Genomic DNA, 12816 nt, shown 5'->3' with positions numbered 1-12816 from the left:
AGATAGTTTGTGTGCTAGCTAGTTTACTTCTATCCTTAAAGCATATGAAAGCTGAAAGGAAGTTTGACAATGACACAACCTATAGATTCGTTTCCAATTTCCGTTCTGGATTTAGTTCCAGTTCGTGAAGGCGGAACGACAAAAGATGCATTAGATGAAATGGTCACGATTGCCCAGTACGTAGAAAAATTAGGATACAGTAGATTCTGGCTTTCTGAGCACCACAATACAGCTACACTAGCAAGCTCTGCTACAACAATATTGATTTCTAAAGTGCTTGAAAACACCGAATCTATTCAAGTAGGTTCGGGTGGCATTATGCTACCTAACCATACGCCATTGGTTGTCGCAGAGCAATTTGGAACTTTAGAAACGATGCATCCTGGCCGTTTAAACCTCGGTCTTGGCAGAGCACCAGGTACAGACATGCAGACGGCGCATGCGCTCCGCAGAACGACGCAAGAAACGGCATTTGCTTTTCCGCAAGATGTTGTCGAATTGCAAAGCTATTTAAACTCTCTTGAAGAACAAGGTCCTGTCCGGGCGCATCCAGGCGTAGGAACGGGAGTGCCGATTTACATCTTAGGTTCTAGTACTTCTAGTGCACAGCTTGCAGCACGTCTTGGTCTGCCATACGTATTTGCAGCTCATTTTGCACCGCAACAACTAGAACAAGCCTTACAAATTTACCGCAACGGCTTCCAACCTTCTGAATACTTGGCTGAACCGTATGTGATGGTTTGCGTCAACGTTATCGGAGCTGACTCCAATCAGGAAGCTGAAATTTTATCAACGTCTGCTGATCAATTTTATTTGAATGTTGTAAGAGGTAGTAAGAATTTATTGAAGCCGCCACTTGATACGATGGACGGACAATGGAGTTACCGCGAGGAAATGAAGGTGCGGGGAATGTCGCAATACACGTTCAAAGGTGATGAAGAAACGATAAGCGAGCGTTTGGGAACGTTTGTAGCCGACTTGCAGATCGATGAAGTAATTGCGGTTTCTTATATCTACGATCAGGAGAAAAGAAAACGCTCGTTTGAAATTCTCAAACAAGCCGCAAATCGTTTTACTGTTGCTACTGTATAAATTTCCAGTGAACCACTCAATAGCTCGTTGAAGAGTCTGACAAAAAGCTGCTAAAGCAGTGCAAACGGATTCTATTGTTTTCTATATAGGGAATAGAGACTGGAGGAGAGGTAAATGAAAATAGGAATTATCGGAGCTACAGGAAAAGCGGGCAATCTGATTTTAAAAGAAACGTTAAAAAGACGTCACGAAGTAACAGCCATTGTCAGAAATTCACAGAAAGTCGAAAATCCAGATGTGTCAGTGATCGAAAAGGACGTCTTCAGTTTAACGGCAGCAGATTTGTCGCCATTCGATGTTGTAGTTAATGCATTTGGTGTTCCACCCGAAAAGGCTAAGCAGCACATTGAAGCTGGAAGAATTTTAATAGAAGCATTGAAAAAAACTCAAGGAACTCGTTTGATCGTAGTGGGAGGCGCCGGTAGTTTGTTCGTTGATGAAGCGCGGACAACTCGCTTGGTTGAAACCCCTGAGTTTCCTGAGGCTTTTAAATCAATTGCGAGAGGACAATCGCAGAATCTAGCCGATTTAGAAGCGTCAGAGGGAGTTCGATGGACATTTTTAAGTCCCGCGGCATTTTTCGATCCCGATGGACGCCGTACAGGTCGTTACCAAAAAGGCGACGATGGGTTTATTGTTAACCGTAAAGGCAAAAGCTATATTAGCTATGCTGATTATGCAATTGCCGTAGTGGATGAAATCGAAAGCGGTGAACATGAAAACAAGCGATTTACTGTGGTTTCTGAAAATCATTAATAGCCTGAAAAGTCGATTTCACGTGAAGTCGGCTTTTTCATTAGTATGAAACTCTTGGAGGATCAAAAGAACTTGCCATGAAATGTTCACGTTCCGTAAAAGAATAGCCTTATGAATCATGTATAATAAGATGAAACTTGAGGTTTAAAGGTGGGAATCAATACAATGGATTTTTTATATTTTCCTGAAGACAAATCGGAATACATCCCTGGGATTATTTCTGTCGTTATTATATTTATTTTGTCCGTGCTGATTGTTCGGTTATTAGTTAAAGCTTCTCGTAAACAAGTGAAACAACTGGAAGAACAAGGTTATCCGGCAGTATATAAAGATGGTTTTGATGCTGGAAAATCAGATCAAGATGTCGTAGATCCACAAGAAGCGGTACGCATAGCGAACGAAAAAAAAGCAGCACATAAAAAAACGAAGTTCTGACAGCTGTCAGGACTTCGTTTTTTTATGTTTCAATAGGTGTATACTGTAATCATTGATAACAGTAAGAAGTGGAGAAATTGATTATGAAAAATATTTTTGGTGGAGTGCAATGGGCGGTTTTCCTGATCGCCTCTTCCATTGCAGCACCAGTCGCAATTACCGGCATCTTCGGTATGGACACGACAGATGCGGCATTATTTGTGCAACGAACTATATTCGTACTCGGAATTGCTTGTTTAGTGCAAGCGTTTATCGGGCACCGAGTGCCAATTAATGAAGGGCCGGCCGGGTTATGGTGGGGAGTTTTCATTGTTTATGCGAGTTTGGTTGGAATACTATATTCAACTATGGAAGCATCTCTCCAAGCGTTGCAAAGCGGCTTGTTATACAGTGGTGTTTTGTTTATTGTGTTTGCTTATACAGGCTTAGTTGATAAGCTGAAAGTCCTCTTTACACCAACCATTACTTTTGTTTACTTATTATTGTTGGTGCTTCAAATTAGTGAGTCGATTTTGACTGGCCTATTTGGAATCGTTTCAGAAGGCGACCCAGTAGATGGGGTCGTACTAATAGGCAGTATTGTGGTCATCGTATTGACTTTCTTTTTTATGAATCATAAAGCAGCTTGGGTTAGCCGTTATTCTGTTTTGTTTGCAATTGCTGCAGGTTGGTTGATTTTCTGGGTGATTGGCAAATTGCCAGAAGCTGAAAACACCACTAGTGACTTAATTTCCATGCCGGAAATGTTAGTTTTTGGACCGTTGATTTGGGATAGTGGGATGTTCGTCACAGCCTTGTTTTTGACGATTTTGCTGATTGCCAATATGATGGCATCGATTCGTGTGATGGAGAGTGTTTTGAAGAATTCTTTTTCAATTGAGGTACCCGATCGTATTAAGCAAGCATCCGTAGCATCAGGAATCAATCATATTCTTGCTGGATTATTTTCTTCAATTGGACCTGTCCCTATTTCTGGAGCGGCTGGGTTTGTTAGTGCCACGAAAACACCAGCGCTAAAGCCTTTTATCTTTGGCGGTGTGATTGTTGTGTTGATTAGTTTTTTTCCGGATATCATGGCAATTCTTGCTTCGCTGCCAGCGCCGGTAGCGTACGCTGTCATTTTTGCAGTATTCACCAAAATGGTGGAAATGGCCTTTATTGAACTAGAATATGAAACAAATAAACAGCGTGCTTATAAAGTAGTAGCTTTTGGTCTGATGAGCGGTGTTGGCATCATGTTTGTACCGACTGAAAGCATGGCGAACTTGCCTTCTGTTGTGGCAGCTACGTTATCAAATGGTTTAATCACCGGTACCATTATCGCCATTGCTGTAGAGCAGCTATTATTGTGGCAGAAAAAATGAAAATTGAAAGAGCCTTACGCAGCTACTTTGCGTAAGGCTCTTTTTTAGACTTTGGGGCGCTTGCGCTTTTTTGTGTCTAGAACTCCAGCACCCAGATTCTAGGGTCATAAGACAACCCAGCTGTGCGGCAAAGTACGCCGCTTCGCCGGTTTGTCTTATGCCCGTCGAATCTACACGGGCGCTTGCGCTTTTCTATGTCCAGACTCCAGCGCCCAGATTCTAGGGTCATAAGACAACCCAGCTGTGCGGCAAAGTACGCCGCTTCGCCGGTTTGTCTTATGCCCGTCAAATCTACACGGGCGCTTACGCTTTTCGTTATTCCGCTTCGATTTCGTTAGTAAGACGGACGAGTTCGTCAACCAATTCTCCGATATAGGAAATCGTGTCGCGTAATGGTTGTTCTGTCGTGATATCGACTCCAGCCATCTGTGCAAGTTCTACTGGTGATTTAGTGCCGCCGGCTTTTAAAACTTCCAACCATTCATCTACGGCTGGTTGTCCTTCATTTAGAATTCGCTTGGATACTTGAGTGGAAATGGTCAATCCCGCGCTGTAAGTGTAGGGATATAAGCCGAGGTAGTAGTGAGGCTGACGCATCCACGTCAATTCAGCGCCATCTGTAATGTCGACAGCATCTCCCCAGAATTCTTCCAGAACACTGCGTTTAATCGTGTTCAGAATTCCCGCATTGACGCTTTGCCCCGCATCAATCCGGTCATACACTTTGCGCTGATAAGCAGCTTCAAGTAAGTGTGTAACGAAGTTATGATAATAGGTTCTAGCGACGATTGATGAAATTACCCAGCGTTTAAATTTCAGGTCTCCCGAATTTTTCAATAAATGATTAGCGACAAGCATTTCATTCATTGTAGAAGGTGCTTCGATAAAATAAAGAGACGGCCGTGCATTAAGAATGTTTTGCTCTCGGTTGGCATTATAGAAGTGACCCGCGTGGCCAAGTTCGTGAGCCAGCACAAAGACTTCGTTCATGCGACCAGTCCAAGAAATTAAAATATAGGGATGATTTCCGTAAGGACTCGAACAGAAAGCGCCGGTAGATTTCCCTTTGTTTTGGGCAAAGTCGATCCATCTTTCAGAATAAGAGCGATCGACCATTTCAATATAATCCGGACCCATAATGGCAAGAGCATCATCGATATATTGTTTGGATTCTTCAACCGTAATTTCGGGTTCATAGCTCGGATCTAACGAAATTTTCAAATCGGCGAAAGTCATCCGATCCAGTCCATGGACTTTCTGCAATAGTTTGGCGTATTTTTGCATATGAGGTGCAAGTTCCTTGGTGATTAAATCAATTTGGCGATCATAAAGAGAGCGATTTACTTCTTGGTTAAAAAGAAGGTAGTCAAAAATACTGTCATAACCACGTAAATCTGCTGTTGTTTTTTCCGTCTGCAATTGCATATCGTAAGTTTTAGCCGTCGTATGCTGATAGTCTTTTAGTTTTTTTGAAAAAGCGTCAAATGCTGCACGACGAATTTCTGTATCCGGTTCTGCTTCCCAATCCCCCTCGAAAGAGACATAGCTAAGTGGATACTTTTGACCGTTTACTTCAAAATCCTCAAAGTTCATATCGACCATTTTTGTTTTATTGTAAAGGCCATAAGGTGCGTTAAATGTCGATGAGTAAGCGGCCAAGCTTTTTTCTGCTTCTGGATGCAGCTGATAAGGTTTTTTTCGGAGAAGTTTATTAAGAAATACATTAAATTCTGCTGATTCTTCTATTGCTTGCTCTACTGTTTCTTTCGGCAAAGCGAGAAGTTCGCTAGTAATAAAAGAAAGTGTGCTGCCAATTTTAGCGGCAGCTGCGCCAAACTTACTAGATTGCAGCTGAGCCTTATCGTCTGTTTGATCTGTACTGACTGCCAAATTTGCATGAGTACTTAGCAACACTAACTTTTCTAGAAAAGCCATGTAGTCTGTTAACACTAAAATGATGGTAGACGAATCGACAATCTTTCCTTGGAATTTTCGATTTAGATCTTTGGCTTCTTGCTCGAGATTTTCTAAGACCAAATTGAAACTGTCAGAGCTATTGTATAAACTGGATAAATCCCATGTCTCTTCGATGGGGATAGTTGAACGCGGTGGTAAACTTGTAACCATATAATCTCTCCTCTATGTATTACGGATTTCGAACTAATTACTAGTATAATCGGCAAATATAAAAATGTAAAAATAAATTTCAGAATTTATTAAAAAATTTTAAAAAGTAGGTTTATTTATAGATTAATGGTGGTACTATATAAATACAAGGCGGAATCACCGTCAGAAGAATACGACTGGATTCGATCCAGAATCGCCTTCGGACGAGAAATTGCACAGCCTTGGCGGGAAATTTGCTTTACTGACGATATTTACTCTTGTCAGGGACCATCGTTATTCAGGTTTCTATCCGGTAAGTGTTTCAAACAGTAAGCCGTAAGTTTTTTGTGGAAGTGCATTTGAAAGCCTGACTGCAGTACCAAAAAATTCACTGAGATATTGATGTGAATGCAATTGCCTTATTGGCGAATGACAGTCAGCGTAACTAAACTGCAATGACGAGAGTTTCGTATTCGTCAGAGATGTACAGTTTGTAGAAAGAATTTAATAGGGTTTTCCGCGTGCAAAACTCCCTCAGGGTTTTCGAGGGATGGAAAAAGGAAAAAGCATGATCTGATGAAAAGGATCATGCTTTTTCCTTTGGATTTTGAAATATCAGTTTTTTAGTGTAGGCTATTTGTATAGACTTTTGAAAAGTTAAAGTTTATGTAAGGTGTTTTCAATGCTAAAAAAGGAATAGGGGGAATTAGTCGTGGAGAATCATTCAATAATGGCAATACAGGACGAATATGCAGAAGACTTTGCCTGGTGTTATGGTTGCGGTAGACTCAACACAGAAGGTCATCAATTCCGTACAGCCTGGAACGGCGAAGAAACTGTTACTTTATATAGACCAAAACAAGTACATACAGCAATTCCTGGATTTGTTTACGGAGGATTGATTGCATCGTTGGTTGATTGTCATGGAACGGGTTCGGCGTCGTTAGCACTGCACCGAAAAAACGGTTTTGAGCCAGGAAGTGGGGAAGCACCGCCACGTTTTGTTACGGCTTCTTTACAGGTTGATTATTTAAAACCGACACCTCAAGGAGTTGCTTTAAAAGCAGTTGGCAAAATCGAAGAAATTCACCCAAAGAAATTTAAGGTGAAGGTAGAGGTCTTCGCAGGTGAAACGCTATGTGCAACAGGCGAGGTCAAGGCAGTAGTAATGCCGGCTTCTTTTGCTAAATAAATTGAAGTGGATCAGAAAAAGGAGTGCTTGACGATGATGGAGGATAAAAAAGAAAAAGAACTAGAAGAACGTTCACGACTTATAGAACCGGAAGAAATTGAAGCAGAAATTGAACCGGCCGAAAAGGATTCGAAGTTTGATAAAATCTATAGCAATGTTGCATCTAACCGGTACGAAAATCTGCAGACGAGTTACATTGAAATGAAAGCTAAAGAACTGCGGAAACGCAAAAAATAAAAGATTGAGTGCGTCGGCACTCGATCTTTTATTTTTTTGAAAGTTTTTCAATTTCTTCTGAAACTACAAAAGCCAAATCATCGTTTCCAAACATTTGGAGAACATCCAATAAGGTTTCGTGGCTAAGGTCCAGTTTTTCGCCATCTGCCTGATCGATTGCAGCAGTCAGGACAGAACTTTGTAATTGTTGTGGGTATGCACGCTGATAAAGTTCAGCGGGGTTTAGTTGATAGTTTATACACCATTGAACAAAAAGTTGTACCATGATTTGTTCATCTTGTTGGTATTTTTTAATGATGTATTCATCTCGATTTTCATAGTCCATGTATAGGCACCTCCACCATAAATAGATTAGTGATAGTAGCATACCAAACTATTCAAGTACCTGCATGGACTTCTGCCCATTTTTCCTCTAGAATGGAGGCATAGCAACAATAGTATCGGAGGATGAATTATGAAGTTATTGCAAGTACGAAAAGGACAATTCGTTTATTACCAAAATGAATTGCACAAAGTTTATTCTGTAAAACCGCTGGCTAAAAGGTCAGTACTGATGTTCCGTGTTAAAGATATGGAGCAAGTCTCAAGCAAAGCTGACGAAGTCACATTCTACAAACCAAAGCACATGGATTCTTTCTTATTCTTTGGTTCTAGATTTACTTTGCGTGAAAATCAGCCGGCAGAAGAAGGCGGCTATATCTTAATCACTAAACCAGATCCGGATTACATGGATCATTACTCGCTCAATGAATTTGAAAGAGTTGAGTCGGTTGAAGGGAAAAACGTTATTACGACGCGTCAAAATACGGTGAAATCAAAAGAATTTCTCGTGATGACACCTGGCGAAGAAGCGAGCAGCAACGATATCGTTTACTTTGATAAATCTAAGGTGTCGGCTGAACAGCTCGAGCAAGATGCTCAATTAGAAGAAGTACTGCGTGAGAAAAACGCAATTCGCCCTTCTATTGGAGATGTCTACTTGAACTTGGATAATACAGGAACGGCAATGGTAGTGGCGATAGTTGAAGAAGAAGTGATTCTGGGTACAGGAGAGCGACTTACTTTTCACCAATTGTACAAAGCAGATAACTGGAGTTATTTGTATAACATCACGGATGGCGAATTTAGATAGAAAGTATAAAAGGCGACCCCATTGCGGGTCGCCTTTTAGTTCGGTTATTTTTCCAGCACTTGGCTGGATATCTAAAAATTACTTTGCTTAAAGCAAGTTCTTGTTCTAAACGGGTGATTATTTATTTTCCAGTACATCCTGGAATTCGGGTGTTTTTTCGATAACGCTATTGGCAAATGGGCATTGGGGGTCTATTTTTTTGTTTTCACTGCGGGCGTATTCCACAATTTGTGCAACTAGTTTTTGACCGATTCCCTGACCTTCTAACTGTGGAGACACTTCAGTATGATCGATAGTTAGTACCTCATTTTTTGCTGTATAGCTTAAAAATGCCATTTCTTCGGAATTTTCAATTGCTGAGATTTTTTTGTTTTCCTATATGAAATCCACTAACGTTCCCTCCTCCGATTACTAGTTATCCGACTGTCTTTTACTGTATTCCCTTTAGGGAAAAGAATATTCATTTATGTTCATCTAAATGAAGAAGTTAAAAGTAGAAAAAAGGGTATGCAACGATATAAGAGGTGATGAAATGAAAAAACTGGCAAAGACCACTATTGATCAAATTGAAAAGGTGTTTGATGTCCCAACAGGTTACCGGAGAGCTCATGCAAGAGGAAAAAGCTATAAGGCTCGCTTTATAGCAAACGGTTCCGCTAGTCATTTAACTGTAGCGCCCCATTTCCAAAAAGGAGAAACCGCAGCATTTGTCCGATTTTCACATTTTTCTCCAGATCCAACATGGGCTGATGCGATGTCTCCAGTCAAAGGAATGGCCGTTCAATTCCTTTTGCCGGATGGTGAAATGACGAATATCGTAGGTGTCACCTCTCCTGTTTTTTTTGCTAAAACACCTGAAATCTTTTCTGAAATGCTTGGCGTGGTGAAGTCGTTTAAAAAAGGAAAGCCTAGTTTAAAAGAGTTGGCAAGCTTATTAGCTGATTATCCTGAAAGTGGGGCGATGCTCAATAATATTCGGAAAATGCAGGCGCCTTCTAGTTTTGCTACAGGTCAGTACCATTCCATTCACGCGTTTTATTTGATTAGCCAACAAGGTCAAAAGCAGCCGATTAAATATCTTTGGGAACCAGAAAACGGAGTAGAAACTTTGTCTCCGCTTGACGCAATCGCTTTACCGGTCGGATTTTTCGAAGCAGACATGGAAGACCGGATTGCAAAAGGTCCTGTAAAATTCCGGCTTGATGTCATAATAGGTCAATCGGAAGACCCCACGGATGATCCGACAAAAGAATGGCCAAAAACTCGGGAAAGACTAACGGTTGGCTATTTGGAAATAACGGAAAAAGCACCAGAGGCAGAAGATATTTTGTTCGACCCGACTGTTATGACAGCAGGGCTCGAATGTTCAGAAGATCGAATTCTAAACTTCCGGCATCATGCATATGAAATTTCTCATCAACGCAGAATGTCAGAAACGTAAACAACGCACAGCCCTTGATAAGGCTGTGCGTTGTTTGCGTTTAATAAAGCTTACCCTGTCGATAAATGACAGTCGATAATCGCATAACCGCGTGAATAAAGCAGTTTTGACGAAGAGCAAATGGATCTCCATAGTACTGCGGGAGAATCATGTCCATCGTTTCTTTCATTTTGTCTATCAATAGCCGATAGACTTCAGCTTCGTTATAAAATTGAGTTTCACGTCCTTGTAGCCACTCAAAATAAGAGACAATGACCCCGCCGGCATTTGCCAGAATATCAGGAATGATAACGACTCCATGCTCACTCAAGTATTGATCAGCTTCTGGTGCAGTCGGAGCGTTTGCGCCTTCAATGATGATTCGTGCTTGAACGTCTGCCATATTGTCTTTTCGAATTTGGTTTTCTAACGCTGCGAGAAGCAAGATATCCACGGGTAACGTAACTAGGCAGTCGCGATCTTTGATTTCAGCCTTAATAGCAGCGTTTTGTAGCTGCTTTTCTGTGGATGGTAAATCACCACGATTCGTTTTGGCGAATTCAATTAATGTAGGTATATCCAATCCGTCTTCATTGTATAAAGTAACGTTGCGGTCACTAACAGCGACAATTTTATGTTTGATCAAATGGCAGTGATAGGCTTCGAGGGCGGCTACAGAGCCCACGTTTCCGAATCCTTGAACCGCCATTTTTAATGGCCGGTCGTATAACTCTAATGTCGTTTTGGCAAAAAGGTTGTCGCTTTGGGCAAGCATTTGCTCATTGGCTTTCACGTAATCATGAAGTAAATAACGGAATGTAAAGTATACTCCTTTGCCAGTTGCTTCACGCCTGCCAAGTGAGCCACCATTTACAACACTTTTACCAGTAAAACTTCCTAGGTAAGGGGTGCCGTCATGGATTTCCTTATATTCTGCCATCATCCAGTCCATTTCTCGTTCACCCGAACCCATGTCTGGTGCAGGAATATCTTTGTCAGGACCGATAACATCTGTGAAATACCGAACATATTCTTTAGAAATGAGATTGAGTTCTTTTTCTGAGTAGTTCCTCGGATTGATGACGATGCCACCTTTTGCTCCGCCAAAGGGTACTTTGTGAAGAGCATTTTTTAAAGTCATCAAAAAAGCGAGGTTGATGATTTCATCTTCATTGACGCTTTCATGGAAACGGATACCGCCCTTATAAGGACCCATTGCATTGTTATGCTGTGCGCGATAAGAAGGAATTCGGACCACACTTCCATCATCTAATGGAATCCTGAGAAAAGATTTATGTAGATTGTCGGGGGTGGAAAGAATTGCACTTAGTGAAGTGAATGCCTGTCTGCGATTTTCTAGGTCGGGTAAAAATGAATCATTTTCTAGCAAGGCATCTAATGATTCCTGTATCACTTTTTGAGTTTCTGTCTGCATGACTAGAACACCTCCAAATGTATAGTATAGTTATCATTACCCTAACTTTCTTGGTTTAATCAATAAGAAAAGCCGTCTTCAGAAACATTCCCGAAGACGACTTTTTTTATTTTTTATTTTTTATCATGTCCATTTCTGAATTTAATGCTTTGAATAAAGAAATGACCATTAAAATAATAACAAAAGAGAAGGGCAATGCCGCAACGATGATGGTATTTTGTACTGCGGTTAAACCACCTACGGATAATAGAATTGCAGCTACCGTCGATTGAGCAATTCCCCATAAAATTTTGATTTGATTGCTAGGCAGTAGTGAACCGCGTGTTGATTGCATTCCTAGCACAAAAGTGGCTGAATCAGCGGATGTGATAAAGAATGTGCTGACCAGTAAAATAGCGACAATTGACATGATAAACCCAAAAGGCATCTCATTGAACATCGCAAACAAAGTTTGTTCAGCTGGGAAAGAAGCTAAATCTATACCACTCTTTTGGAAATTGATTGCGGTTGTTCCAAAAGTGGCAAACCAGATCGATCCAAAAATCGTTGGCGCAAGTACGACACCTGTCAGAAACTCGCGAATGGTGCGGCCTTTAGAGACGCGCGCGATAAACATACTGACAAATGGTGCCCATGAAATCCACCATGCCCAGTAGAAAATAGTCCAACCGTCCAACCAACTACGGTTTTCCGCATTTAGTGGAGCAGATTTAAAACTTGTGCTAATTAGGTTTTGAATGTATTCTCCGAAATTTTCCGTGAACATGTTCAAGATTAACAGAGTTGGACCTAATATTAACACCATTACTAAAAGAACGACGGCTAAGACCATATTGGTATTAGACAAATACTTGATGCCTTTGTTAAGTCCTGACCATGCTGAAATGATGAATAGAATGGTGACCACGCCGATAATTGCCATCTGTACCCAATAGGTTTGAGGTGCGCCAAATAAATAAGCGAGTCCACCATTAATTTGAGCAGCACCAAAGCCAAGCGAAGTTGCTACACCAAATACGGTAGCAAAAACAGCAAGCACGTCAACAAGCGTCCCTAAAGGACCGTTCATTTTATCACCAAAAATCGGCTTTAATGTTGATGAAATTAATGCAGGTTGGCCTTTTCTAAATTGGAAAAAGGCTAAAGATAAAGCAACCATTCCGTACATCGTCCAAACGTGAATCCCCCAATGATAAAAAGTTCGTTGCAAGGATTCCTTAAATGCCTCATCAGTTCCTGGAACAGCAGTTGCAGGTTGAACAGCAAAGTGAGATAAGGGTTCTGAGGCGCCATAAAAGACGAGACCAATCCCCATACCCGCAGAAAACAGCATTGAGATCCAGCTGAATGTTGAGAATTCTGGGCGATCGGAATCTTTGCCGAGTCTAATTTTGCCGTAAGGACTCACAATGATAATGATGACAAAAATCATGAGAATTGCCATGATCAATAAATAATACCAACCGAATGTTGTATTGATAAAATTACGGATACTTCCAGTGGCAGACTCAAAGGCTTGCGGCGCGATAACGCCAAAAGCAACAGTTAAAATTACTAGTGCAAATGTGATATAAAAGACTTTCGAAGCTTTTTTCATAAAACCCTCCTGAGGAAATTTTTAACATAGCCTTTAAGGGTACCTAAAAG

At 41.1% G+C, this 12816-nt stretch carries 13 protein-coding genes; 8 read left to right on the top strand and 5 right to left on the bottom strand.

Annotation, left to right across the window (positions count from 1 at the left end; all coding sequences use genetic code 11):
• Positions 1-69: 69 nt before the first annotated feature.
• The 4 genes from QMF37_RS06115 (at position 70) to QMF37_RS06100 (ending at position 3647) form a co-directional block, all read left to right on the top strand.
• Positions 70-1092: an LLM class flavin-dependent oxidoreductase gene (locus tag QMF37_RS06115; protein ID WP_283477245.1), complete on the top strand. Its 1023-nt coding sequence runs from the start codon at positions 70-72 to the stop codon at positions 1090-1092.
• A 114-nt stretch (positions 1093-1206) separates the two neighbouring features.
• Positions 1207-1848 carry an NAD(P)-dependent oxidoreductase gene (locus tag QMF37_RS06110; protein WP_071153434.1) on the top strand — a complete coding sequence of 214 codons (642 nt, stop codon included), beginning with the start codon at positions 1207-1209 and terminating at the stop codon, positions 1846-1848.
• 165 nt (positions 1849-2013) lie between these two features.
• A complete protein-coding gene (locus tag QMF37_RS06105; RefSeq protein ID WP_071153435.1) occupies positions 2014-2283 on the top strand; it encodes a hypothetical protein in 270 nt (89 codons plus the stop codon).
• Between the two features lie 83 nt (positions 2284-2366).
• Positions 2367-3647, top strand: a complete 1281-nt coding sequence (locus QMF37_RS06100; RefSeq protein WP_283477242.1) for a purine/pyrimidine permease — start codon at positions 2367-2369, stop codon at positions 3645-3647.
• Between the two features lie 315 nt (positions 3648-3962).
• Here the strand turns inward: QMF37_RS06100 and pepF are convergent, their stop codons facing one another.
• Positions 3963-5774 (bottom strand): oligoendopeptidase F, encoded by a 1812-nt coding sequence (gene pepF / locus QMF37_RS06095; protein ID WP_283477240.1) that lies wholly within the window; start codon positions 5772-5774, stop codon positions 3963-3965.
• Between the two features lie 709 nt (positions 5775-6483).
• Here pepF and QMF37_RS06090 point away from each other — a divergent pair.
• Both QMF37_RS06090 and QMF37_RS06085 read left to right on the top strand, forming a co-directional pair.
• A complete protein-coding gene (locus QMF37_RS06090; RefSeq protein ID WP_078080810.1) occupies positions 6484-6945 on the top strand; it encodes a PaaI family thioesterase in 462 nt (153 codons plus the stop codon).
• A gap of 33 nt (positions 6946-6978) precedes the next feature.
• Positions 6979-7182 (top strand): hypothetical protein, encoded by a 204-nt coding sequence (locus QMF37_RS06085; protein WP_071153438.1) that lies wholly within the window; start codon positions 6979-6981, stop codon positions 7180-7182.
• Between the two features lie 28 nt (positions 7183-7210).
• On the opposite strand, the gene QMF37_RS06080 is transcribed toward QMF37_RS06085, so the two are convergent.
• Complete coding sequence (locus QMF37_RS06080; protein WP_071153439.1) at positions 7211-7507, bottom strand: hypothetical protein; 297 nt, start codon at positions 7505-7507, stop codon at positions 7211-7213.
• A 129-nt stretch (positions 7508-7636) separates the two neighbouring features.
• On the opposite strand from QMF37_RS06080, the gene QMF37_RS06075 reads away from it, so the two are divergent.
• Positions 7637-8314 carry a hypothetical protein gene (locus QMF37_RS06075; protein ID WP_058386539.1) on the top strand — a complete coding sequence of 226 codons (678 nt, stop codon included), beginning with the start codon at positions 7637-7639 and terminating at the stop codon, positions 8312-8314.
• Positions 8315-8431: 117 nt separating this feature from the next.
• Here the strand turns inward: QMF37_RS06075 and QMF37_RS06070 are convergent, their stop codons facing one another.
• Entirely contained in the window at positions 8432-8650 is a 219-nt protein-coding gene (locus QMF37_RS06070; protein WP_071153540.1) for a GNAT family N-acetyltransferase, read from the bottom strand.
• Positions 8651-8846: 196 nt separating this feature from the next.
• Here QMF37_RS06070 and QMF37_RS06065 point away from each other — a divergent pair, with 196 nt between their 5' ends.
• Positions 8847-9755 (top strand): catalase family peroxidase, encoded by a 909-nt coding sequence (locus QMF37_RS06065; RefSeq protein ID WP_071153440.1) that lies wholly within the window; start codon positions 8847-8849, stop codon positions 9753-9755.
• 40 nt (positions 9756-9795) lie between these two features.
• On the opposite strand, the gene QMF37_RS06060 is transcribed toward QMF37_RS06065, so the two are convergent.
• Complete coding sequence (locus tag QMF37_RS06060; protein ID WP_283477234.1) at positions 9796-11169, bottom strand: Glu/Leu/Phe/Val family dehydrogenase; 1374 nt, start codon at positions 11167-11169, stop codon at positions 9796-9798.
• A 106-nt stretch (positions 11170-11275) separates the two neighbouring features.
• Positions 11276-12766 (bottom strand): glycine betaine uptake BCCT transporter, encoded by a 1491-nt coding sequence (locus QMF37_RS06055; RefSeq protein ID WP_058386535.1) that lies wholly within the window; start codon positions 12764-12766, stop codon positions 11276-11278.
• Positions 12767-12816 lie beyond the last annotated feature (50 nt).

The organism is Planococcus sp. S3-L1 (assembly GCF_030063085.1).
Taxonomy (GTDB): Bacteria; Bacillota; Bacilli; order Bacillales_A; family Planococcaceae; genus Planococcus; species Planococcus kocurii.
This window is presented reverse-complemented; position numbering and strand designations above follow the sequence as displayed.

What these genes read in the sequence shown, in the direction of transcription:
- QMF37_RS06060 (WP_283477234.1), bottom strand. Translation starts at nt 11,169, where the DNA reads ATGCAGACAGAAACTCAAAAAGTGATACAGGAATCATTAGATGCCTTG.
- pepF (WP_283477240.1), bottom strand. Translation starts at nt 5,774, where the DNA reads ATGGTTACAAGTTTACCACCGCGTTCAACTATCCCCATCGAAGAGACA.
- QMF37_RS06085 (WP_071153438.1), top strand. Translation starts at nt 6,979, where the DNA reads ATGATGGAGGATAAAAAAGAAAAAGAACTAGAAGAACGTTCACGACTT.
- QMF37_RS06110 (WP_071153434.1), top strand. Translation starts at nt 1,207, where the DNA reads ATGAAAATAGGAATTATCGGAGCTACAGGAAAAGCGGGCAATCTGATT.
- QMF37_RS06100 (WP_283477242.1), top strand. Translation starts at nt 2,367, where the DNA reads ATGAAAAATATTTTTGGTGGAGTGCAATGGGCGGTTTTCCTGATCGCC.
- QMF37_RS06070 (WP_071153540.1), bottom strand. Translation starts at nt 8,650, where the DNA reads ATGGCATTTTTAAGCTATACAGCAAAAAATGAGGTACTAACTATCGAT.
- QMF37_RS06055 (WP_058386535.1), bottom strand. Translation starts at nt 12,766, where the DNA reads ATGAAAAAAGCTTCGAAAGTCTTTTATATCACATTTGCACTAGTAATT.
- QMF37_RS06105 (WP_071153435.1), top strand. Translation starts at nt 2,014, where the DNA reads ATGGATTTTTTATATTTTCCTGAAGACAAATCGGAATACATCCCTGGG.
- QMF37_RS06075 (WP_058386539.1), top strand. Translation starts at nt 7,637, where the DNA reads ATGAAGTTATTGCAAGTACGAAAAGGACAATTCGTTTATTACCAAAAT.
- QMF37_RS06080 (WP_071153439.1), bottom strand. Translation starts at nt 7,507, where the DNA reads ATGGACTATGAAAATCGAGATGAATACATCATTAAAAAATACCAACAA.
- QMF37_RS06090 (WP_078080810.1), top strand. Translation starts at nt 6,484, where the DNA reads ATGGCAATACAGGACGAATATGCAGAAGACTTTGCCTGGTGTTATGGT.
- QMF37_RS06115 (WP_283477245.1), top strand. Translation starts at nt 70, where the DNA reads ATGACACAACCTATAGATTCGTTTCCAATTTCCGTTCTGGATTTAGTT.
- QMF37_RS06065 (WP_071153440.1), top strand. Translation starts at nt 8,847, where the DNA reads ATGAAAAAACTGGCAAAGACCACTATTGATCAAATTGAAAAGGTGTTT.